Genomic DNA, 20,832 nt, shown 5'->3' with positions numbered 1-20,832 from the left:
GTTCGCAAACGTTCGCAAAATCGTGGAGTACGGCATGTCATCAGAGTCGAACGAGACGACGCAACGCCCCCGGCTGCATCCGGCGACGGGGCGATCGAACGGCGGCACCCCGCCACCGGAGCCCGGCTCGTCCGCCGTGAAGATTGCCGAGTCCGACGCCACGCCGACCATCGATCCCCCCGCGGCCGGCTCGACCCCCGACACGGAGCCCGGGATCCCGTCGATCGGCCCTGAATTCGGGCACCGCGTGGGGGGGCAGCCACTGCTCCCGCGAGCGGCCTCCCAGATGCCCGTCCCGGATCACGCCACGCCGGGGCATGCGTCACTCTATTTCAACCCCGAGTTGAGTTGGCTCGACTTCAACTGGCGAGTCCTCTACCAGGCGATGGACGAGCGGACCCCGCTCCTGGAGCGGCTCCGTTTCCTCGCGATCACCGAGAACAACCTCGACGAGTTCGTCATGAAGCGGGTCGGCGGCCTCAAGCGCGTACTCGGCGCCGGCGTGGTCAAGCCGTCGCTCGACGGCCGCGACCCCGCCGAACAACTCGACCTCGTGCGCGAAGGGGTCCGCACCATGCGGATCCGCCTGGCGGAGGTCTGGGAGGACGGACTCCGGCCCCGCCTGGCGGAAGAACTCGGCATCGTCGTGCGGGACTTCGACGACCTGGACGAGGCGGAGTGCGAGCATGTGCGCGGCGTCTTTGCGGATCGGATCTACCCGATCCTCACGCCGCTGGCCGTCGATCCGGGGCACCCGTTCCCGTTCCTGTCCAACATGAGCCTGTCGCTCGCCCTTATGCTCGAGCACCCCGAACGCCGAACGCGCCATTTCGCGCGGGTGAAGATCCCGCCGTCCGTGCGCTGGGTCGAACTGCCGGAAAGCGGCCATCTGGTGCCCGTCGAACAGGTCATCCGCAATTTCGCGGGAGAGCTGTTCCAGGGGATGAAGATCGAGAGCGCGTCGCTGTTCCGGGTGACCCGAAACGCTGATGTCGCGCGCGACGAGGAAGTGGCGGACGATCTCCTTCGGATGATCTCGGAGGAGCTTCGCGAGCGCCGGTTCGCCCGCGTCGTGCGTCTCGAAGTCGAACCGAACATGCCCGACGATGTCCGGCAGTTCCTCGTGCGTCAGCTCGAACTGGATGAGGACGACCTGTACGAGATTCCGGGGCTGCTCGAGATGTCGGGGTTCTGGCGCGTCGCCGCCGAGGGCCCGTGGCAGCACCAGTACGAGCCGTGGGAGCCGATGATCCCGCCCCGCCTGATCCGCGAGGGTGAGACCGAGGACCGCCCCGACATCTTCACGGTGATTCGGGCGGGCGACCTCATGGTTCACCATCCGTACGAATCGTTCACCGCAACGGTGCAGCGGTTCATCGAGGAAGCCGCCGCGGACCCGGCCGTCGTAGCGATCAAGCAGACGCTCTACCGGACGGCTGAACACTCCCGGATCATTGCCGCGCTCGTGCGGGCCGCGGAGGCCGGCAAGGCAGTCGCCGTGCTCGTGGAGGTGACCGCGCGCTTCGACGAAGCAGACAACATGGAATGGGCTTCGGTCCTGGAGGAGGCGGGCGTCAACGTGACGTACGGCCTGGTCGGGCTAAAGACACACGCCAAGGTGGCGCTCGTCGTCCGAGAGGAGGGAGACGAGATCCGGACGTATTGCCACATCGGCACCGGCAACTACAACTCGGAGACTGCGCAGATCTATGCGGACATCGGTATCCTCACGGCCCGCCCCGAGATCGGACGCGACGCGGTCAACCTCTTCCACTTCCTCACGGGCTACGCCCCCAACCAGCAGTACGAGGAGACGGTCGTGGCCCCGAGAGATCTGCGGCAGGCCCTCGTCGCGCGGATCGATCGGGAGATCGCGCATGTCGAGGCGGGTCGGAAGGGTCGCATGATCATGAAGATGAACGGACTCGACGATCCGAAGCTCATTCGGGCCCTCTACGCCGCCTCCGCGGCAGGCGTGAGTATCGATCTTATCGTCCGTGGTCAGTGCCGGCTGCGCCCGGGGATCCCCGGATTCAGCGAGAACATCCACGTACGAAGCATCGTCGGGCGCTTCCTGGAGCACGATCGCATCTTCTGGTGGGAGAACGACGGGGACCCGGAGGTATGGATCGGTAGCGCCGACTGGCGCCGTCGTAACCTCGACGAACGGGTCGAGATGCTGATGCCCGTGCGCGACAGGCGGATCATGAAGCGTCTTCGGAAGACGCTCCGCGTCGCGCTCCGCGACAACCAGCGAGCCTGGGAACTGCAGCCGAGTGGAGAGTACGTACTGCTCGAGCCCGCGGTTGGGGAGCGACCTGTCGACTACCACGAACGGATGCTTCGGGCGGTCCGGAAGCGTCGCCGCAAGGTGGACGGCAACTGGGGCGGCTAGGCCGGCCCACCCTCCTGGTGTCGGATCGTGATGCCCTGGACCATGTAGACCACGTCCTCGCCGATGTTCGTCGCGAGGTCGCCGATCCGCTCCAGGTTGCGGCCGATCAGGATGACCTGGAGGCAACCCGACAGATTGTAGTCCGGCATATGGGTGATCATCACACGGAACAGTGAGTCCTGGAGCTGGTCCACGCGGTCGTCACGCGCGATCACCGAGCGGGCGTCGTCCGCGTTCCGATGCACGAACGCGTCCAGCGCGTCCCGCAGCATCTCCCGAGCCATCCGGCTCATCTCGTCGAGTTCCGGCGGGATGGGAACTTTCTTCTCGGCCTTCGACAGCCGTTCCGCTGCCTCGGCGATGTTCACCGCGTGGTCGCCGATCCGCTCCAGGTCGTTGTTGATCTTCAGAACGGTGACGAGCACGCGCAGGTCGCTCGCGACCGGGTGGTGAAGCGCGAGGATCTCTACCGTCGATTCCTCGACCTCCACCTCGGCCCGGTCGATGGCGTCGTCCCCCTCGCGGATCGCCGACGCGTCGACCGTGGGCTGTCCGACCAGCGCGACGGCCCGTTGCACGAGTTGTTCGATGTCGTGCGCCATCTGGTGCAGCGCCCGGGTGACGTCGTCCAGCCGGTCGTCGAACTGCTTGAAGGACATCCGCTCCAGCCCTCGTCTTCCTGGCGGCCCGCTAGCCGAGTCGGCCGGTGATATAGGCCTCGGTTCGCTCGTCCTCGGGATTCGTGAACAAGCGCTGCGTCTCCTTGTACTCGACCAGTTCGCCGATGTAGAGAAAGGCCGTGTCGTCGCTGATGCGCGCGGCCTGCTGCATGTTATTCGTTGCGACGACGATCGTGTAGTCCCGCCTGAGATCTCCGATGAGATCCTCGATGTGGCCCGTCGCGATCGGGTCGAGGGCGCTCGCCGGCTCGTCCATAAGCAGGATTTCCGGCTCCACGGCCAGCGCCCGGGCGATGCACAGCCTCTGCTGCTGTCCCCCCGAGAGCCCGAGTGCGTCCGCATCGAGACGATGACTCACCTCGTCCCAGAGCGCAGCCGCGCGCAGCGACGCCTCCACCCGGTCGCCGATATCATCCTGGAACCCGTTGATGCGCAGGCCGAACGCGATGTTCTCGAAGATGGACTTGGGAAACGGGTTCGGCTTCTGGAAGACCATCCCGATCCAGCGCCGAATCTCGGCCGGGTCCATCCCCGGTGCGTAGAGATCTCGACCCCGGAACAGGACCTGCCCGGTGATGCGCGCCGCAGGTTTGAGGTCGTTCATCCGATTGAAGCAACGCAGCAGAGTGCTTTTTCCGCAACCTGACGGCCCGATCAAGGCCACCACCCGCTTCTCGGGGATCCTGAGAGAGATGTCGCGGATGGCCGGTGTTTCCCCGTAGTGGACGCCGAGGCCCACCGTTTCAAGAGCCGTCACGGAGTCAGGAATCCCTTTCGTATCGGTTTCGGATCAGGATCGCGGTCGCGTTCATCAGCAGCAGCACGCTCAGCAGTACCACTATGGCGCCCGCGGCGAGGGCATGGAACGCCTCCCGCGGATCGGTCGTCCAGTTGAAGATCTGGATCGGGAGTACCGTGAAGGGGTCCATGGGCGAGACGGGATCGAATGCGATGAATGTCAGAGCCCCGATCATGATCAGGGGCGCCGTCTCTCCGCCGGCCCGCGACAACCCGAGGATCGTCCCCGTGAGGATTCCGGGCATGGCCTGGGGGAGCACATGATGCCGGATCGTCTGCCAGCGCGTGGCCCCGAGCGCGTACGAAGTCTCGCGCAGTGAGCCCGGAACGGCGCGGATCGCCTCCTGCGCGGCGATGATCACGAGCGGAAGTACGAGCAGGGACAGCGTCGCGGCGCCCCCCAGCAGGCTTCGCTCCAGAGCAAGGAAGCGGACGAACACGGCCAGGCCCAGGATGCCGTACACGATGGAGGGCACGCCGGACAGGTTCGCGATGTTCGCCTGCAGGAAGCGCGTAAAACGGTTCCTGGGCGCATACTCCTCGAGGTAGAGGGCGCCGCCGACCCCGAGCGGGAACGACATCGCCGCCACCAACGCCAGCAGCCAGGCGCTTCCGATGATGGCGGAGCGGATGCCGGCCCGCTCCGGGAAGCGCGAGGGGTAGCTGGCAAGGAACCCCGGGGATAGCACCGCCAATCCGTCGGCGAGGATGTCGACGAGGAGGACGACCAGCGACGCGACCCCGAAAGCCACCGCGATCCGGCAAAGCCACATGAAGCGGGAGCCGGCCCGCCGACGGGCTTTCAGGCGCGGCTCGAAGCGTCCCCCGCGGGGCGCGGCCGGGCTCACCGGTAAGCCTCGCGGAAGCGGGCGGTAATGCGCTGGCTGAGCAGGTTGAGTGCCAGCGTCGTGAGGAAGAGCACCAGTCCCACGGCGAACAGGGTCCGGTACTCGATGGTCCCCGACGGTGCGTCACCCAGGCTCACCTGAACGATGTACGCCGTCATCGTCTGAATGCTCTCGAGCAGATCGAAGGTCATCTTCGGCGTCGCGCCCGCGGCCAGCGTCACCACCATCGTTTCCGCGATGGCGCGCGAGATCGCGAGGATGAAACTCGCCACGATGCCCGAGAGGCCGGCCGGCACCACGACCCGAGTCGAGACCTCGAACTTGGTGGCTCCAAGCCCGTAGGCCGCCTCGCGCAACGATCGCGGGACGGCGCTCAACGCGTCCTCGGAAAGTGACGACACCATGGGGAGAATCATGATCCCCACCACGATCGCGGCGCTCGCCGCGTTGAAGACCCCGGTGCCGGGGAAGAGGGAACGAAGGATCGGGGTTACGAAGACGATGCCGAAGTAGCCGTATACCACCGTCGGGATACCGGCGAGGATCTCCAGTGCGGGCTTGACGATCCGCTTCGTCCGGCGCGACGCGTATTCGCTCAGGTAGATCGCAGTGGCCAGTCCGACGGGGAGTGCGATGAGCGACGCCCCGGCCGCCACGAGCAGGGTCCCGTTCACCAGCGGCAGGATGCCGAACGACTGCGGCACCAGGTCGGGCGACCATCGCGTGCCGAAGAGGAACCCCAGCGGCGAAACCTCGGCAAAGAAACCCAACGACTGCGTGAGGAGCACTACGACGATCCCGACCGTCGTCAGGATGGAGAGCGCGCCGCAGCCGAACAGCAGCACTCCGATCAGGCGCTCTCTCCGCGCGTGGCGGCGGCGCGCCGCCAGGGCCGCTTTCGACCGGAAGCTCATTCGGTGCTAGTCGATGCGGGCTCGTACCTCGGCATAGGCTTCCGGCTCAAGCGGGATGTACCCCGTCTCCGGGACCAGCGCCGCCGCGTTGTCGATGTAGAAGCCGACGAACGCCCTGACCTCCGCGCGGTCGAGCGCATCGCGACGAACATAGATGTACATCGGACGAGCGAGCGGCGTATACGTACCGTCCACGATCGTTTCCCGGGACGGTGCGACGCAACCGTCGCCGCCATCGATTTCAACGGCGCGGAGCTGGTCCTGGTTCTCCTCGAAGTACGCATAACCGAAGTAGCCGAGTGCGCCCGGGTCTCCGCTCACCCCCGCCACAAGGACGTTGTCGTCGGCGCTGGCCGTGTAGTCGTGCCGGCTGGCGCTCGCCTCTCCCACCACCGCGGCGGTGAAATAGTCGAAGGTGCCCGAGTCGGTATCGGGTCCGTACAAGTCGAGTTCGCGGTCCGGCCATCCGGGACGGATCTGGCTCCATCGCTCGAGTTCGGAGCCTGGCGCCCAGATCCGCCGAAGTTCGGCTACGGTCATGCAGCCGACCCAGTCGTTCGAGAGGTGCGCGACCACCGTCAGGCCGTCCCAGGCGATTTGCAGCTCGAGTGGCGCGATGCCCTCCGCAGCGCAGGAGGCCGCTTCGGTCTCGTTGATCGGCCGCGACGCGTTGCTGATGTCGGTCTCGCCGTTACAGAACCTCTGAAACCCGCCTCCGGTGCCGGAGACGCCTACGGACACGCGCACGGTGCGCCCGTGCGCGATCTGAAACTCCTCGGCCATCGCCTGACTGATCGGAAAGACCGTGCTCGACCCGTCGAGTTCGATGAGGCCGGAGAGGCCTTCCTCGTGTCCCGCTTCATCGCAGCCGGCGAGGGAAAGCGCCGCCACGAACACCGCACAGCGTTCAAGCCGGTCCATCGACCGTCTCCTCGCCCGGGAGCTGTGTCGCCACCGGCAGCGTGAACCATATCGTCGTTCCACGACCAAGCGCGCTCTCGATCCCGACCTCGCCCCCGTGCGCTTCGACAAAGTGCTTCACGATCGCGAGCCCGAGCCCGGTGCCGCCGCGGGCGCGCGAGCGCGCCGGGTCGATGCGGTAGAAGCGTTCGAACACGCGCTCGACGTGCACCGACGCGATCCCGGATCCCCGGTCTGTGACCTCGACCCGCTGGAACCGCCCCTCCGACCGGATCCGGACCGCAATCGCCGGATCGTCCTCGCTGTAGCGGGCAGCGTTGTCCAACAGGTTGCGCAGGATCTGGCGGATCGCGTCCGGGTCGACGTGGGCCGGGTCCCGGGTTCCGGACACGCTCAGCTGGATCTCGGACGATCGCACCTTGGGGGACAGGGTCTCCCACACCTCCGAAGCGACCGTCCCGATCGACACCGCCTCCGGCTGGGGGCTCCAACTGCCGGACTCCAGCAGCGAAAGGTCGAGAAGGTCCTCTACCAGAAGCCGCATGCGGGTTGCGTTCGCGAGGATACGTTGCGCGAAGTCCCGACCGTGGTCGGGCGCAAGACCGCCCTCGGCGAGAGCCTCCGCGAAGCCCACGACGCTGGTCAACGGAGTCTTGAGTTCGTGCGACACGTTCGCAACGAAGTCCCGTCGTACTCCCTCGAGTCGACGCATGACTGTGAGGTCACGCAGCACGATGAGCGCCCCCGACCGGTGGGGCCGGGCCGACATGAGTACGGTGTGTTCGCCAAGCGCGACTTCGGCGGTGTCATGCTCGCCGCGCTGCGCCACCCTCACGGCTTCAGCGATCCGCGGGGTCCGGAACAGGGTGCCGATGCGGACGCCGGGTGAGACCTGACGCCCGGCCCAGCGTTCGAACGCCGGGTTGCAGAGGCTTACGAGCCCGTCTCCATCGATGAACGCGAGGCCGTCCTCCAGTCCATCGAACAGGACGCGAAGGTCGGTCGATGCACGCTCGGAGACAGCGACTCGGTCCCGCACCTGGTCCGCCATTCGGGCGATGGCGCGGCCCAGCGAGCTGACCGAGTCCGAGCCGGTCGGGCTGACCGACGGATCGAGATCCCCGGCGGCGATGCGGTCGACCACCCCCCGCGCCCGCCCGACTTCGGCCTCGACTCGCCGGGCCACGAGCCTGGCCGTTGGCCACAACATGAGCAGGATGCCGCCCAGCGCCGCAGACCCGACCGCGCCTCCTCTCGCATCGAGCCCCAGCAGTATCCAGGCGGCGACGTAGGCCACGACGAGTACCGCGGCCGCAGCGAGAAAGAAGCGACTTGCGAGTCTCACGTTAAGTACGCCGATCGCGTGAGTTCATCGGTCCGAGCCCCGCCTCCGGGAACGGAGCCCCCGTCCCCGCACCCTACCTGCGTCGATCTACTTGTCGAGCGCCCGGAACCGATATCCGATTCCTCGAACCGTTTCGATCAGGTCGGCGGCTCCGCCGAGCTTCGTTCGCAGGCGGGCTACATGCATGTCGACCGTACGCGTCTCGATCGCCGCATTCGTATCCCACGCGGCCTGGAGCAATTGCCGGCGGCTCTGCACGCGTCCGCGACGTTCCAGAAGGACCTCGAGCAGTCGATACTCCAGCGGCGTCAGGTCGACTTCGACTCCGTCCGAGAAGGCGCGATGCGCTTCGCGGTCGAGCTCCACCGGCCCCACGGAGATCCTGCGCGAAGTAGATACCGGCTCCGCCTTGGACCGGCGCAGGAGCGCTTCGACACGAAGTGTGAGTTCGCGGGCGCTGAACGGCTTCGTGATGTAGTCGTCCGCACCGACCTCGAACCCCCTGACACGTTCATCCTCTTCCCGCCTGGCCGTGAGCAGGATTACCGGGATCGAACCCGTGCGATCCGCGTGCCGAAGCCGCTGCAGCACCTCATATCCGTCCATGCCGGGCAGCATGAGGTCGAGGATGATGAGGTCGGGGCGCTCGGCTTGCGCCGTGGTCAGCGCGCCCTGTCCGTTGACTGCCGTGGTGACCCGGTATCCTTCGCGGCTCAGGTGATACACGAGCACGCTCAGGATATCCGGTTCGTCGTCCACGACCAGGATCTGTGCGTCCGGCATCTTCACAATGGGCTTCAGACTAATGCCTTGAGTGGATTTGGTCCGCGCAAGGGACCCGGCCCCCGGAAATCCTGGGTCACGCCTGCCGTCACTATCGTAACACGTTTGTAACCATCCCGTGAACGCCTCGCCCCCCTGGCTCGTCGACCTGTGACGGACCCGTGACGTTACATGTCTGGAGACGTTACCCGTCCCGCCTATTGTACGATCCGGCAGCAGGCCCTGAAGTGAATGTTCCTGGAGGATCGATCCGGATGACCCCTTCAAGGCGAGAACGAGGACCCCGGCTCCGCGCTGGACTCGTCGTGCTCGGCGGCTGTCTCCTGCTCGCTTCGACCACGGCCGTGGCGGCACAGGAGGAGGCCCGGGGCCGCGTGTCCGGACGGATCGTTGACGAAGACACGGCCAGGCCGCTGAGTCTAGTAGTCCACCGGCCGGAGGTACCATTCCCCGATCGCCGTCGCCGAAAGCATGGCGACCGTGGGCAGATGGCGCTTCCAGTGCGTGCGAGCGAGTCGCCCCGCCACGATGTCCACCTTCTTCTTCCCGAACCCCGCCTCGATCAGGCCGTCGACTACGTGTCCGGAGAGAAGGTGGTGGAGGATGAGATCAGCCTCCGGGTAGGAGACCCCCAGATCCTCCTCGTCGGTCTGTCCCCGGATGAGGTCGGCCGTGGCCGGCTTGTCCAAGATCGCGGCCGGCACCCCCACCGCCCGCGCGAGCGCCCAGACCTGGCTCTTGAACAGGTCTCCGAGCGGGTTCACGGGGGGAGAGTCGTCCGCGTGCCATGTGTAGTAGCCGAGCAGACGCTCCGACTTGTTGCCCGTCCCGACAGGCAGCGCCGAGAGCTTGAATGCCTGATCGAAGAGGATGATCATGCGCTGGCGTGCGGCGACGTTCCCCCTCCGGTGCCCGCCCGCCTCGGGTTCGAAGTGTTCGAGATAGCCATCCACCGCCTTCGTAATCTCGATCGTGCGCGTCGGAATCCCGAACTTGCCGGCTACGAGGAGCGCGTCTTCCCGACTCCGGGGGCTCGAAGTCCGATAGGGCAGCAAGAGGGCCAGCACCGCCTCCGGGCCGAGAGCTTCCGCACACAGCGCGGCGGTCAGCGCGGAGTCGACCCCCCCGGACAACCCGATCACGACCCGCCGAAAGCCGCGTCGGTGCTGGATCTCTTCGCGGAGAAACTCGACCAGCCACCTTCTCACAAGCTCGACATCGATGTCGAGTGCACGAGCGTCGGCGGGGTCCGCGGCGCGGGCCTCGGCGATGCCCGCCGGCGGCCAGCCCCCGCTCATTCGAGCTCCGCGGCGGGTCGGCGGACCCCCGAGCCCGGACTGTTCACCAGAAGGCGGGTCCACGACCGCTCAAGGTCCGCGAACAACGGTTCATCGGTACGCGCCCTCGCGATCTCGCCGAGATCGATCTGCACCGGGAGCAGCGCCTCCTCCCATAGAGGCCCGGCCACGAGCCGGTCTCCGCGGGGATCATAGGCTGCGGACCCGCCGGCGAACCCTTTCCCCCCCTCAAAACCGACGAGCTGAGATACGATGACGAACACGCCGTGCTCGGCCGCGATGCCGCTCGCGAGTGCGTCCCAGCGGGCGAGGTTGCCGGGCACGCCCGCCCCGGGAGCGGCCCCCCGCGCGGGCGAGGCACTGAGAATCAATATGATCGCAGCGCCGCCCAGAGCGGCGAGCGTACCGGAAATGGAGTGGAACCCTTCCTCGCAGATCAGCAGGGCGGTCCGGCCCAACGGCCCGTCGAACGCCTCGATCCCGGGCCCGGCCTCCACGAACCGCTCCTCCTGGAACACGCCGTACGTTGGGAGGAAGACCTTCCGGTGGACGTGTCGGATCCCGCCGCCGGGGCCGAGCGTCGCGTACATCGCCGAGTTGTAGATGCACCCCGCGTCCAGCTCGTAGAACCCGATCGCGACATCGAGACCCGCGGCGTCCGGACCGGCACGCGCATTGAGCCTGTCGAAGAGTTGCGGAGCTGGAAGGGCTTGTTCACGCACCCCACCCTCGAGGAAATAGCCGGTCAGCGCGGTCTCCGGAAACACGAGCAGCCGAGGGCGGGGCTCCTGGCCGAGCGCGCGCTCCACGATTCCGGCGCACGCGTCGAGGGTCGCGTCGAAGTCCCCCTTGACCGGCCTGAACTGGGAGATGGCGATATCGAGCGGCATGAGTTCCGGGGTCGTCGTTCGAGTGAGGTGGCGGACGACCCGGCGGTCGCCCGGCGGCGCTGGCCGGGGGAACGTCCCGGAAGTTCGGGGCGGTGTCAACGGCGTCACTGCTCGCACGAGCGGCGCGGTTGCACCGAGCCGCTTCGCCCCGTATCCCTCGGCCATGCCCGAGACTCCGAGTCCGATCGCGGCGGCGTACGCGCTGCTGCTCCTGATCGGCATGCCTGCCCTCGCCGCCCTCGATGCCCGACGAGGCGCGAACCTCGCCGATGCGGCGAAGCACCGGCGGCTCCTCTACGTCTCCGTGGGCGCTTCGCTCGTCGTCCTGGGCCTGGTGACGCTCGGCGTCGCGGCGTGGCAGGATGTCCCCCCCGGGGCGCTCCGCTGGACGGTCAGCGAGCCCGGTGCGGCGTTGCTGTGGGGGTTGGCCGTCGCAGTGGCGGGGCTGATCCTCAGTTGGCTCCTCACGGTCGTGGGGCGGTGGACCGGACTGAGAGAGACGGCGGCTGTGATGCTGCTCATGCCGCGGGACGCTGCGCAGAAGCGCGGGTTTCTCGTGCTCGCGGGGATCGCGGCGGTGTGCGAGGAGTATGCCTATCGGGGTTTTGGCCTGTGGGCCGTCTCGACGTGGACGGGCAACGTTTGGCTGGGGGCGGCACTGGTGTCGCTGTCCTTCGGTCTCGGTCACGGCTACCAGAACCTGGTTGGCGTGATCCGGGCGACGGTGCTCGGCATGGTGCTCGCCGGAACGGTTATCTGGTCGGGCAGCCTGTTCCCCGCGATCGTCGGGCACTTCTGGATCAACGCGGCGATCGGGCTGGGTGGGTGGCGATATCTTCACGCGGAGTTTGACCCCGACGACGTTGACGGGAATCTGACAGAGGATGAGGAGCGGTGATGATCCGGAGGCTGTGCGCAGGAACGGGGCTGGCGCTGGGTTGTGTTCTTCCGGCGGCGGCCGTGGGGCAGGAGGCACCCCCGGTCGACGTGGGCGGGCTGCTGCGCGTCGGTGCGCACGCGCAGGCGGACTCCACGCACGAGCCGGACGGCTTCCGGCTCTTCGACGCCCGCCTGAGAGTGGGCGGACAGATCGGGATCGTCTTCGACTACTATTTCCAGGCGCGATACGATGCTGACGACGACGCCTTAAAGCTCTGGGACGCGGCCGCCACGCTTCCACTGATTCCGGAGATGGAACTCACGTTCGGCCTGTTCAAGCCCTTGTTCGGCCTCGAGGCTACGCAGACGCGGGGCGCACTCAGCTTTCTCGATCGCTCCCAGGCCTCGACCGCCATCGCCCCCGGTCGACAACTCGGCATGCAGGGGGGCGGCAGCGCGCTGGACGGCCGGCTCACCTACGGGGCGGGGATGTTCAACGGAAACGGCCGGTCGGTCACGAACGATGGCGACAACTACATGTTCACCAGCCGAGTCCAGTTCAACTCGATCGGCACCGTCGCCTTCTATGACGATCTGGTCGTACAGGCGGGTGCTTCGATCGGCTACTCCTCGGACACGTCGGCCCCGCTCGGCAAGGGCATCGTCACCGGAGACCCGACGGCCGCTCCCCATATCACTTCGGACTTCGCGGGTGACCGGGTGTTCTGGAGTGCGGATCTGCGCGTCACCTATCGGCAGTGGGCGCTGACCGGCGAGTACCTCAGGGCCGAGTACGACCTCGACGCCACGCCCGGGGGCGGCATGCCGGCGGAGACGGACGCCTACGGCGGCTACCTGGAACTCGGATACCGGGCGTGGGGGGCGCTGGAGGGTGTCGTCCGTTACGACAGCTTCCAACCGGCCCTGGGCGACGACCGGGACTTCATGGTGTTCGGGATGAACGTGTACCCGGGCTACTACGCAAGGTTCAGCCTGCAGTACGCCTCCGCGCTCAACGACTCTCCGAGCGCGCCGACCCTTGCCGACAGACAGTTCATCTTCCTCGTCCAGGTCGACTTCTGAAGTAATAGTTGCGTTGTCCGGCGCCGCGCCCGGTGTCTTGGCATGGGGTCCGATCCGGACCCGCCGCGGCGCTTCATACCCCCTAGGGGAATCGAACCCCTGTCTCCTGGCTGAGAACCAGGTATCCTGGGCCACTAGACGAAGGGGGCGGAGTTGGGAAGCGGTATTCTAATCGGCGTGGAGGGCGTGTCAAGATGACCACGGATCGAACGGCGGGCGGCACATGGGGTCAAGCGCCATGAGCTGGGAACACCTGCATCTGGTCGCCCACTCCTTCCCCATCGTCCTCACCGCGAGCGGGGCGATCGTCGGTCTGTTCGGTTGGGTACGTGACCGGGAGCCGCTCGAGTTCTGGGGCCTCGTGGCGCTCGTCATCGCCGGCGCGTTCGTGGCCCCGGCCTATCTGACCGGCCTCGCCGCCGCGGACGTGGTGGCCGAGCGAACCTTCGTGCGGCCGGGGATCGTGCAGACGCACCGTTTCTGGGCCACGTGGGCGGCCGTCCCGGTCTTTACGGCCGGCGCTCTCGCCGCCTTCGCCCTGCACGAGCGTGAAGACCGCCGGCTGCGGCACTTCGTACTCCTGCTGGGCGTGTTCGCTACGTTCATGATCGGCATCGCCGCCTGGCAGGGCTCGAAGATCGAACACGGCCCCGACGCGTCACAGTCTTCGGCGTCGCCCTGGTGGCCGGGCTCGTCGGCCTTGTTCTGGTCCTGACCTTCGCCTCCCGGGAGTGGTGGGCCTTGTTCTGGTCCTGACCTTCGCCTCCCGGGATTCTCGGCGTCGCCCTGGCGGCCGGGCTCGTCGGCCTTGTTCTGGTCCTGATCGGGTACCTCAGACGGCAACGGAAGGCGAGGTAGACTCCCGGCTGACCGAAGGGCGGTCCGCCTTAGTGGGCGGCCCCCTCGACCAGCACGACGAGCCCGTAGAAGACAAACGCCGCGGCGAGCATGGCGGCGGTCGACAGGACGCGCTCCCGGAACGACATCTTCGCGAGCTGGCCGAGCATCAGCGCCACGGCAACCGTAGCAGCCAGCAGGATTCCGAGAATCATCATCATCCTGGGTTCACCATTTTGTTCAGAGGTTTCCGAGTTGGACGTCGGGTCGTTCACGTCGGCGCGCGACGGGTCACAAAGTCGGACGCAACCCCGGTCTCGGCAATCCGTCGAGCATGGCCCGGCCCGGGACGTTCCCGCGGGAACGCCCGGGTGCGTGCTCCGTCCAAAGCGCCGGCGCTAGACGCGGAGGCCGGCTTCCGGCGCCCGTAGCGACCTGAGGTTCGGGAACGCAATCGGGAACGCGCGCCGCACCGCCTCGCCCGCCTCCTCCAAAGTCAGGGGAGCCCCCTCCGACGCGAGGCTCGTCATTTGCACGCCAGGGATGCCGCAGGCCACGATCCCCCGGAAGTTCACCAGGGGTTCGGGCGTGACGTTGAGCGCGAATCCATGCCACGTGATCCAGCGGCTCGCATGCACGCCGATCGATGCCACCTTGCGGATCGCGCCCTCTCCCATGAATTGACCGGCACGTCCGGGGGTGATCGTCCCGAAACCGTCGTCCTCCACCATCTCGACCGCGTCGGCCGGCGGTGAACCCGTCCACACGCCCGTGTACGACTCGACCCTGAACGCCGGGAGGCCGCACCCGGCGAGCACGCGCAGGAGCACCTCCTCGATGCGGCGCAGGTACCAGTGGAGGTCCTGGCGGTGCGCGCGGAGGTCGAGGATCGGATAGCCCACCAGCTGGCCGGGACCGTGATAGGTAACGTCGCCGCCACGCTCGATCTCGACCACGTCGAGGCCGCGATCCCTGAGCCATGCCTCGTCCATCGGGATGTGGCCGGGCTTCGAGCCTCGCCCGAGCGTGATCACCGGGAGGTGCTCGACGAGGAGCAGCAGGTCGTGGTCCGGCGGCTCGGCGCGACGCCAGCGGGCGACGGAGCGCTGGAGTTCGAGGACTTCCCGGTATTCGCGGCGGCCGAGGTCGACCACCCGAAGCTCGCGACCCTCGTTCACCTACATGTGGATCGCGCGGCCCAGAGCACCGAACGCGGCCTCCATCACCGCTTCGGCCATGCTGGGGTGTGCGTGCGCGTGCCCGACCATCTCATCCAGCGTGGCCTCGAGTTCACGCGCCATGCCGACCTCGGCCACGAGTTCGCTCACGTTGTGCCCGATCATGTGCGCGCCGAGCAGTTCGCCGTACCTGGCGTCCGCGACAATCTTCACGAAACCATCCGCGGACTCGGCCGTGAGTGCGCGCCCGTGGGCCCCGAGCGGGTATTTGCCGGTCACGACCTCGTAGCCGGCTTCCTCGGCCTGCGCCTGGGACATGCCGATCGAGGCCACCTCGGGGTGGCAGTAGCCGACGGAGGGGATGTTTCCGTACGTCATCGGGTGCTTCGCCACGCCCGCAATGTGCTCGGCGGCGACGATGCCCTCGTGCGAGCCGACGTGCGCCAGCATGGGCTGCCCGGCGACGTCGCCGATCGCGTACACGCCCTCGGAGTTCGTCCGGCACCAGCCGTCGATCCTGATGAAGCCGTCCTCGAGTTCGACGCCGCTCTCCTCGAGACCGAGATGTTCGGTCACGGGCCGTCGTCCCACGGCCATGAGGACGAGGTCGGTCTCCTCGGCGGTCTCGCTGCCGTCCGGGGTAACGACCGTGAGCACCATGGGACTCGAACCGCGGTCCAGTTCCTTCACCCGGGTATTCGTGAGGTTGCGGATCCCCCGCTTCCGGAACGAGCGCTCGAGCGCCTTCCCGATCTCCGGGTCCTCCAGCGGAACCAGCGTGTCGAGCGCTTCGATCAGCGTGACCTCGACACCAAAGGCGTTGAACACGTCGGCGAACTCGACGCCCACGAATCCGGCCCCGACGATGGCCATCCGCCCGGGCAGATCCTGCAGTCCGAGGGCCTCCCGGCTTCCGATTACCTTCTCGCCGTCGAGCTCGAAGCCCGGGAACGTCTTCATCACGGAACCCGTCGCGAGGATGACGTTCCTCGTGGCGATCTCACGGGTCTCGCCATCGTCCGCCTCGACCGCGACCCGGCCCGGCCCCGCCAGCCGCCCGCGGCCCTGCACGATCTCGACCTTGTTCTTCCCGAGCAGGTACTTCACGCCGGCGGTCAGCTTCCGGGTGATGATCCGGCTCCGCTTCACGGCGGCCGGAAAGTCGTACTCCACCTCGACCGGCTTCACGCCCATGCGGGCGCCGTGGTGCCGGAGGTTGTGCGCGAGCGCCGCGCTCTCCAGCAGGGCCTTGGCGGGGATGCAGCCCCAGTTGAGGCAGGTGCCGCCGAGCCCGCCCTCGTATGAGCCGCTCTCCACGCACGCGGTCCGGAGCCCCAGTTGCGCGGCGCGGATCGCGCTCACGTATCCGGCCGGACCGGCTCCGACTACTACAACGTCGTAAGTCTCCGACATCTATGCCCTCACTCCTTACTGTCGTTGCTAGAGGATCATCTCGAGCGGGTTCTCGAGCATTGCCTTGAAGGTGCCGAGGAACGCGGCGCCGGTGGCGCCGTCGATCACGCGGTGGTCGCACGACATGGTTACGCGCATCCGCTTGCGGACGACGACCTCTCCGGCCACGACCACGGGTTTCTCGACCGTCTGCCCGATGGCGAGGATCCCGGCCTCCGGCGGGTTGATGATGGCCGTGAACTGGTCGATCTCGAACATGCCGAGGTTGCTGACAGAGAACGTTCCGCCCTGGTACTCCTCGGGAGCGATCTTTCTCCCGCGCGCCCTCGTGATGAGGTCCCGCGCCTCGGTCGAAATCTGACGCAGCCCCTTGCGGCCGGCGTCTCGCAGGACGGGTGTGATGAGGCCACCGTCGAGCGCAACCGCGATCCCGATGTGGACCGCGCCGTGATAGCGGATCGCGTTCTCCTCCCACGAGGCGTTGACGGCCGGATGACGGTTGAGCGCTTCCGCCGTCGCCTTCAGGAGCAGGTCGTTGACCCCGATCCTGCCGTCCGCGAAGCGGGCGTTGACGTCCGCGCGCAGTTCCAGCGCCCGCCCCATGTCGACCTCGGTCGTGAGGAAGAAATGGGGGACAGGGCCGATCGACTGGACGAGGCGTCGGGCGATCGCCTTCCGCATCTGGCTCGCCTCCTCGACCCGGTCCTCGAGGCCGACCGGTAGTGCAGGGGCGGGGCCGGGCCCGGTGGCGGCCGTCGGGGCGCGCGCCGGTGTAGGCGGTGCTACGGCCGGGCCGGCAGCCAGCGCAGCCTCTACGTCGGCCTTCACGATCCGCCCGCCCGGGCCGGATCCCACGAGGCTCGACAGGGCGATGCCGCCCTCGGCCGCCATGCGGCGGGCCACGGGCGAGGCCTTGATGCGGCTGCCAGCCGCCGCCGCCCCCGCTGCGGAAGCCGTACCTGCGGCCGGGGCTGGTGCGGGGTCCTCGGCCGGCGCGACAGGCTCTTCAGGGGCGGGCTCCGGTGTTGGGGCTCCTGCGGACGCTGCCTCTTCGGCCGCCTCGGCGAGCAGGTCGTCGATCTCCTCATCCGGCGCCGCGATCACGCCGATCAGCGCCCCGACCGGCACCGTCGCGCCCGCCTCGACGACGATCTTGCGCAGTACGCCGCCCCCGAGCGCCTCGACGTCCATGTTCGCCTTGTCCGTCTCGATCTCGGCGACGACGTCGCCCTGCGAGATCGTGTCGCCCTCGGCGACCTTCCACTCGATCAGCTTGCCCTCTTCCATCGTCGGGCTGAGCTGGGCCATCACGACCTTTGTAGCCATCTCGGCCGCCTGTCAGCAGTAACACACGTGGCGCACCGCTTCCGCCACATGCTCGGCATTCGGGGTCACAAGCTTCTCGAGGTTCTTCGCGTACGGCATCGGAACGTCCAGCCCGTTCACCCGGGCGATCGGCGCGTCGAGCGAGTCGAACGCCTCGCGCTGGATGTCGTCCACCACCTGGGCGCCGATGTTGCACATCGGCCACCCCTCCTCGGCGACGACTGCCCGGTTGGTCTTCTCGACCGACGCCACGATCGCGTCCACGTCGAGCGGACGCACCGTGCGCAGGTCCAGCACTTCGGCGTCGATGTCTTCCTTCTCCAACTCGCGGGCCGCCGCCAGCGACTGATGCACCATCTTCGAGTGACAGATGATCGTCACGTGCGACCCTTCCCGCTTTACCTCGGCCTTGCCGATCGGGGTCAGGTATTCCTCCTCCGGCACCTCGTCCCGGACGAGGTTGTACATGATCTCGCTCTCGATGAAGACGACGGGATCGTTGTCGCGGATCGCGCTCTTCAGCAGCCCCTTGGCGTCCCGCGCTGTCGCGGGCGCGACCACCTTCAACCCCGGCACGTAGCTGTACCAGGGCTCGGGTGACTGTGAATGCTGCGCAGCCAGCTGGAGCGCCGTGCCCCCCGGCCCGCGAAAGACGATGGGCACGTTGTACTGCCCCCCCGACATCTGATATGTCTTTGCCGCGCTGTTGATGACCTCGTCCATCGCCAGCAGGGCGAAGTTCCACGTCATGAACTCGACAATGGGCCTCAGACCGGCCATCGCCGCGCCGACGCCCAGCCCCGCGAACCCCAACTCGGCGATCGGGGCGTCTCGCACCCGCCACTCCCCGAACTGGTCGAGCAGACCCTTGGTGACCTTGTAGGCGCCGTCGTATTCCCCTACCTCCTCACCGATGATGAAGATCGCATCGTCGCGCTCCATCTCTTCGCGAAGGGCGTCGTTCAGCGCTTCCCGGTACGTGAGGACGGCCATCAGCGGAACTCCTTCCGCCAGGCGTCGCGCCGTCGCACGTCGTCCGGATACCGGTCCGAATACACGTGGCGATACACCGCCTCGGGGTCTGGCAGGGGGCTCCGGTCCGCAAATGCCGCGGCCCGCTCCGCGACCTCGATCGCTTCGCGGTCCATCGTCTGGTACTCCTCTTCGCTGAGTCGGCCCGCCTCGATGAGACGCCGGGAGAACGAGAGAATCGGGTCGTCCGAACGCCACTTCTCGACTTCCTCGCGCGTCCGGTACGTCCCGTGCGTCGGATCCGCCATCGAGTGGCCCATGTAACGGAAGCAGCGTGCCTCGATGAAGCTGGGCGTCTTCTCGGTCCGGCCCCGTTCGATCGCTTCCTCCATGACCTGCCGCACCGCCAGCACGTCCATGCCGTCCACGTCGAGCGAGGTGAGGCCGGCGTACCCAAGTCCGCGGTCCTTCAGTTCCTTCACCGCCGCCACACGCCGGAAATCGGTGCCCATCCCGTAGCGGTTGTTCTCGAGCACGAAGATGACGGGAAGCTTCCAGCGCGCGGCCATGTTCATCGACTCGTGGAAAGCCCCGATGTTGACCACGGAGTCGCCGAAGAAGCAGAGACAGACCTGGTCACCGCCCCGGTACCGGATCGCGTACCCCGCCCCGATCGCGATCGGAAGATGGCTGCCGACGATGCCGTGCCCGCCCATGAAGTTGAGCGACGCGTCGAACATGTGCATCGAGCCGCCGAAGCCCCGGGAGCACCCGTCGACTCGCCCGTACAGTTCGGCCATGACTGCGTCGGGATTCATGCCGCGGACGATCGCCTGGGCGTGATCGCGATACGCCGTGATCACGTAGTCGTCGGAGCGCAGTGGGGAGATCGCTCCCACGGCGACGGCCTCCTGTCCCGTATAGAGATGGCAGAAGCCGCCGATCTTGCCGATCTGGTAGACCTCCGCCGCCTTCTCCTCGAACCGCCGCGAGACCACCAGCTGGCGGAGGAGTTCAATGCACTCTTCCCTGGAGAGCCCGAGGAAGGCGGCGGGGTCGTCCCGCAGCCCGCCGTCCGCCGTCTTCGCGGGCGTCGCGTCGGGTGCCGTGGCCACGGACCGGCCGGAGGGTGAGGCGCTCATCCGGCCGCCAGGGCCGCGACCCGCTGCCGCAGTTCGACCACCTGCTCGCGGGCGTGGTAGCTCGACCGGACCAGAGGTCCGCTCTCGACATGAAGGAAGCCGCGCGACTCGCCGATCTCTTTCCAGCGCACGAATTCCTCCGGCGTCACGTAGCGGTCGATCGGGAGATGGTCCGGCGACGGCCGAAGGTACTGACCCAGCGTCAGGATCTGTACGCCCGCCTCCAGCGCATCTCCCATGAACTCGTCGATATCCGCGCCGGTCTCGCCCAGCCCCAGCATGATGCCGGTCTTGATGAGCACCTGGTCGTCCAGCTGCCGACCCGTCCGCAGCACGTTCAGCGAACGGTCATAGCGGCCCCCTGGCCGCGCGACGCGGTGCAGTCGGCGCACCGTCTCCATGTTGTGGTTGAAGATCTCCGGCCCGGCATCGATCACCGTACGGATCGCCTCCGGGTTGCCCCGGAAATCCGGCGTCAGCACCTCGATCGAGCACTGCGGCCGCCGAAGACGGATCTCCCGGATCATTTCCGCAAAAATCCAGGCGCCCCCGTCCGGCAGATCGTCCCGGTCGACGGATGTGATGACGCAGTGGTTGAGCTGCAGCCGCTCGATGGCCTCCGCGACCCGCCGTGGCTCATCCTCGTCCAGCCCTTCCGGACGGCCGTGGGCGATCGCGCAGTAGGGGCAGTTGCGGGTGCATACGTCGCCCATGATGAGGAACGTGGCGGTGCCCGCTTCCCAACATTCCCCGATGTTGGGGCAGTGTGCTTCCTCGCAGACGGAGCTGAGTTCCAGACCGCGCATCAGCTCCTTGAGGCGCAGATAGTTGGGCCCTCCGGGCGCCCGCACCTTGAGCCATCGCGGCTTCCGCGAAGGCCAGGCGATGGCCGCCTCGCTCCCTCCCTGTATGACCTCGAGTGGCTTCAAGCTGCCGCCCTCTCGCTCTTCGATTCCCACGCCCGCACAGACGGGCGCTTCAGGCCGATTACACGTCGCTCACACGTCCGCGGAGCGTCTCACGCACGGAACCTCAAAAGATACCGGCTCTCGCGCGGTGGACCAAGCCGAAGGCCCATCCGCCCCCCCTTCGCGCCGGATTGCTCACCCCACACCCCCCGGGTATCTTCC

General features: G+C 67.4%; 20 protein-coding genes and 1 tRNA gene. 4 read left to right on the top strand and 17 right to left on the bottom strand.

Annotated features, from left to right (window positions below; all coding sequences use genetic code 11):
* The first annotated feature begins 34 nt into the window (after positions 1-34).
* Complete coding sequence (ppk1, locus tag ACN9M6_RS07540; RefSeq protein ID WP_419162325.1) at positions 35-2,395, top strand: polyphosphate kinase 1; 2,361 nt, start codon at positions 35-37, stop codon at positions 2,393-2,395.
* On the opposite strand, the gene phoU is transcribed toward ppk1, so the two are convergent.
* The 9 genes from phoU to ACN9M6_RS07495 form a co-directional block, all read right to left on the bottom strand.
* Positions 2,392-3,054, bottom strand: coding sequence for a phosphate signaling complex protein PhoU (phoU, locus tag ACN9M6_RS07535; protein WP_419162324.1), 663 nt, complete (start codon positions 3,052-3,054; stop codon positions 2,392-2,394). The genes ppk1 and phoU overlap by 4 nt on opposite strands.
* Positions 3,055-3,085: 31 nt before the next feature.
* Positions 3,086-3,832 (bottom strand): phosphate ABC transporter ATP-binding protein PstB, encoded by a 747-nt coding sequence (gene pstB, locus ACN9M6_RS07530; RefSeq protein ID WP_419162323.1) that lies wholly within the window; start codon positions 3,830-3,832, stop codon positions 3,086-3,088.
* Positions 3,833-3,836: 4 nt separating this feature from the next.
* Positions 3,837-4,721, bottom strand: coding sequence for a phosphate ABC transporter permease PstA (gene pstA, locus ACN9M6_RS07525; protein ID WP_419162322.1), 885 nt, complete (start codon positions 4,719-4,721; stop codon positions 3,837-3,839).
* Complete coding sequence (gene pstC, locus ACN9M6_RS07520) at positions 4,718-5,635, bottom strand: phosphate ABC transporter permease subunit PstC (protein WP_419162321.1); 918 nt, start codon at positions 5,633-5,635, stop codon at positions 4,718-4,720. The genes pstA and pstC overlap by 4 nt, the downstream gene beginning before the upstream one ends.
* A gap of 6 nt (positions 5,636-5,641) precedes the next feature.
* Complete coding sequence (locus ACN9M6_RS07515) at positions 5,642-6,556, bottom strand: PstS family phosphate ABC transporter substrate-binding protein (protein WP_419162320.1); 915 nt, start codon at positions 6,554-6,556, stop codon at positions 5,642-5,644.
* Positions 6,543-7,901 carry an ATP-binding protein gene (locus tag ACN9M6_RS07510; RefSeq protein WP_419162319.1) on the bottom strand — a complete coding sequence of 453 codons (1,359 nt, stop codon included), beginning with the start codon at positions 7,899-7,901 and terminating at the stop codon, positions 6,543-6,545. The genes ACN9M6_RS07515 and ACN9M6_RS07510 overlap by 14 nt, the downstream gene beginning before the upstream one ends.
* 87 nt (positions 7,902-7,988) lie before the next feature.
* Entirely contained in the window at positions 7,989-8,684 is a 696-nt protein-coding gene (locus ACN9M6_RS07505; protein WP_419163722.1) for a response regulator, read from the bottom strand.
* Between the two features lie 419 nt (positions 8,685-9,103).
* Complete coding sequence (locus tag ACN9M6_RS07500; RefSeq protein WP_419162318.1) at positions 9,104-9,982, bottom strand: NAD+ synthase; 879 nt, start codon at positions 9,980-9,982, stop codon at positions 9,104-9,106.
* Positions 9,979-11,037: a nitrilase-related carbon-nitrogen hydrolase gene (locus tag ACN9M6_RS07495; protein WP_419162317.1), complete on the bottom strand. Its 1,059-nt coding sequence runs from the start codon at positions 11,035-11,037 to the stop codon at positions 9,979-9,981. The genes ACN9M6_RS07500 and ACN9M6_RS07495 overlap by 4 nt, the downstream gene beginning before the upstream one ends.
* Between ACN9M6_RS07495 and ACN9M6_RS07490 the strand changes: the two genes are divergently transcribed.
* Positions 11,036-11,770, top strand: coding sequence for a CPBP family intramembrane glutamic endopeptidase (locus tag ACN9M6_RS07490; RefSeq protein WP_419162316.1), 735 nt, complete (start codon positions 11,036-11,038; stop codon positions 11,768-11,770). The two genes, ACN9M6_RS07495 and ACN9M6_RS07490, sit on opposite strands and share 2 nt — an antisense overlap.
* On the top strand, positions 11,770-12,834 hold the full coding sequence (locus ACN9M6_RS07485; protein ID WP_419162315.1) for a porin: 1,065 nt from the start codon (positions 11,770-11,772) through the stop codon (positions 12,832-12,834). The genes ACN9M6_RS07490 and ACN9M6_RS07485 overlap by 1 nt, the downstream gene beginning before the upstream one ends.
* 76 nt (positions 12,835-12,910) lie before the next feature.
* Here ACN9M6_RS07485 and ACN9M6_RS07480 read toward each other — a convergent pair.
* A tRNA-Glu gene (locus tag ACN9M6_RS07480) sits at positions 12,911-12,983 on the bottom strand.
* An 89-nt stretch (positions 12,984-13,072) separates the two neighbouring features.
* Between ACN9M6_RS07480 and ACN9M6_RS07475 the strand changes: the two genes are divergently transcribed.
* Complete coding sequence (locus ACN9M6_RS07475) at positions 13,073-13,549, top strand: hypothetical protein (RefSeq protein ID WP_419162314.1); 477 nt, start codon at positions 13,073-13,075, stop codon at positions 13,547-13,549.
* 172 nt (positions 13,550-13,721) lie between these two features.
* Here ACN9M6_RS07475 and ACN9M6_RS07470 read toward each other — a convergent pair whose 3' ends face one another.
* From ACN9M6_RS07470 to lipA, 7 genes are all read right to left on the bottom strand, one after another.
* Entirely contained in the window at positions 13,722-13,892 is a 171-nt protein-coding gene (locus ACN9M6_RS07470; RefSeq protein ID WP_419162313.1) for a hypothetical protein, read from the bottom strand.
* A gap of 177 nt (positions 13,893-14,069) precedes the next feature.
* Positions 14,070-14,849, bottom strand: a complete 780-nt coding sequence (gene lipB, locus ACN9M6_RS07465) for a lipoyl(octanoyl) transferase LipB (protein WP_419162312.1) — start codon at positions 14,847-14,849, stop codon at positions 14,070-14,072.
* On the bottom strand, positions 14,850-16,262 hold the full coding sequence (gene lpdA, locus ACN9M6_RS07460; protein ID WP_419162311.1) for a dihydrolipoyl dehydrogenase: 1,413 nt from the start codon (positions 16,260-16,262) through the stop codon (positions 14,850-14,852). It abuts the gene before it with no gap.
* Positions 16,263-16,289: 27 nt separating this feature from the next.
* Positions 16,290-17,588, bottom strand: coding sequence for a pyruvate dehydrogenase complex dihydrolipoamide acetyltransferase (locus tag ACN9M6_RS07455; RefSeq protein ID WP_419162310.1), 1,299 nt, complete (start codon positions 17,586-17,588; stop codon positions 16,290-16,292).
* Positions 17,589-17,600: 12 nt separating this feature from the next.
* The gene (locus tag ACN9M6_RS07450; protein ID WP_419162309.1) at positions 17,601-18,581 is read right to left on the bottom strand and encodes a pyruvate dehydrogenase complex E1 component subunit beta; all 981 of its coding nucleotides are present in this window, start codon (positions 18,579-18,581) and stop codon (positions 17,601-17,603) included.
* Positions 18,581-19,702, bottom strand: coding sequence for a pyruvate dehydrogenase (acetyl-transferring) E1 component subunit alpha (gene pdhA / locus ACN9M6_RS07445; protein WP_419162308.1), 1,122 nt, complete (start codon positions 19,700-19,702; stop codon positions 18,581-18,583). The genes ACN9M6_RS07450 and pdhA overlap by 1 nt, the downstream gene beginning before the upstream one ends.
* Positions 19,699-20,631: a lipoyl synthase gene (gene lipA, locus ACN9M6_RS07440; protein WP_419162307.1), complete on the bottom strand. Its 933-nt coding sequence runs from the start codon at positions 20,629-20,631 to the stop codon at positions 19,699-19,701. Before lipA ends, pdhA begins: the two co-directional genes overlap by 4 nt.
* Positions 20,632-20,832 lie beyond the last annotated feature (201 nt).

Source organism: Candidatus Palauibacter sp. (genome assembly GCF_965197445.1).
Classification (GTDB): Bacteria; Gemmatimonadota; Gemmatimonadetes; order Palauibacterales; family Palauibacteraceae; genus Palauibacter.
This window is presented reverse-complemented; position numbering and strand designations above follow the sequence as displayed.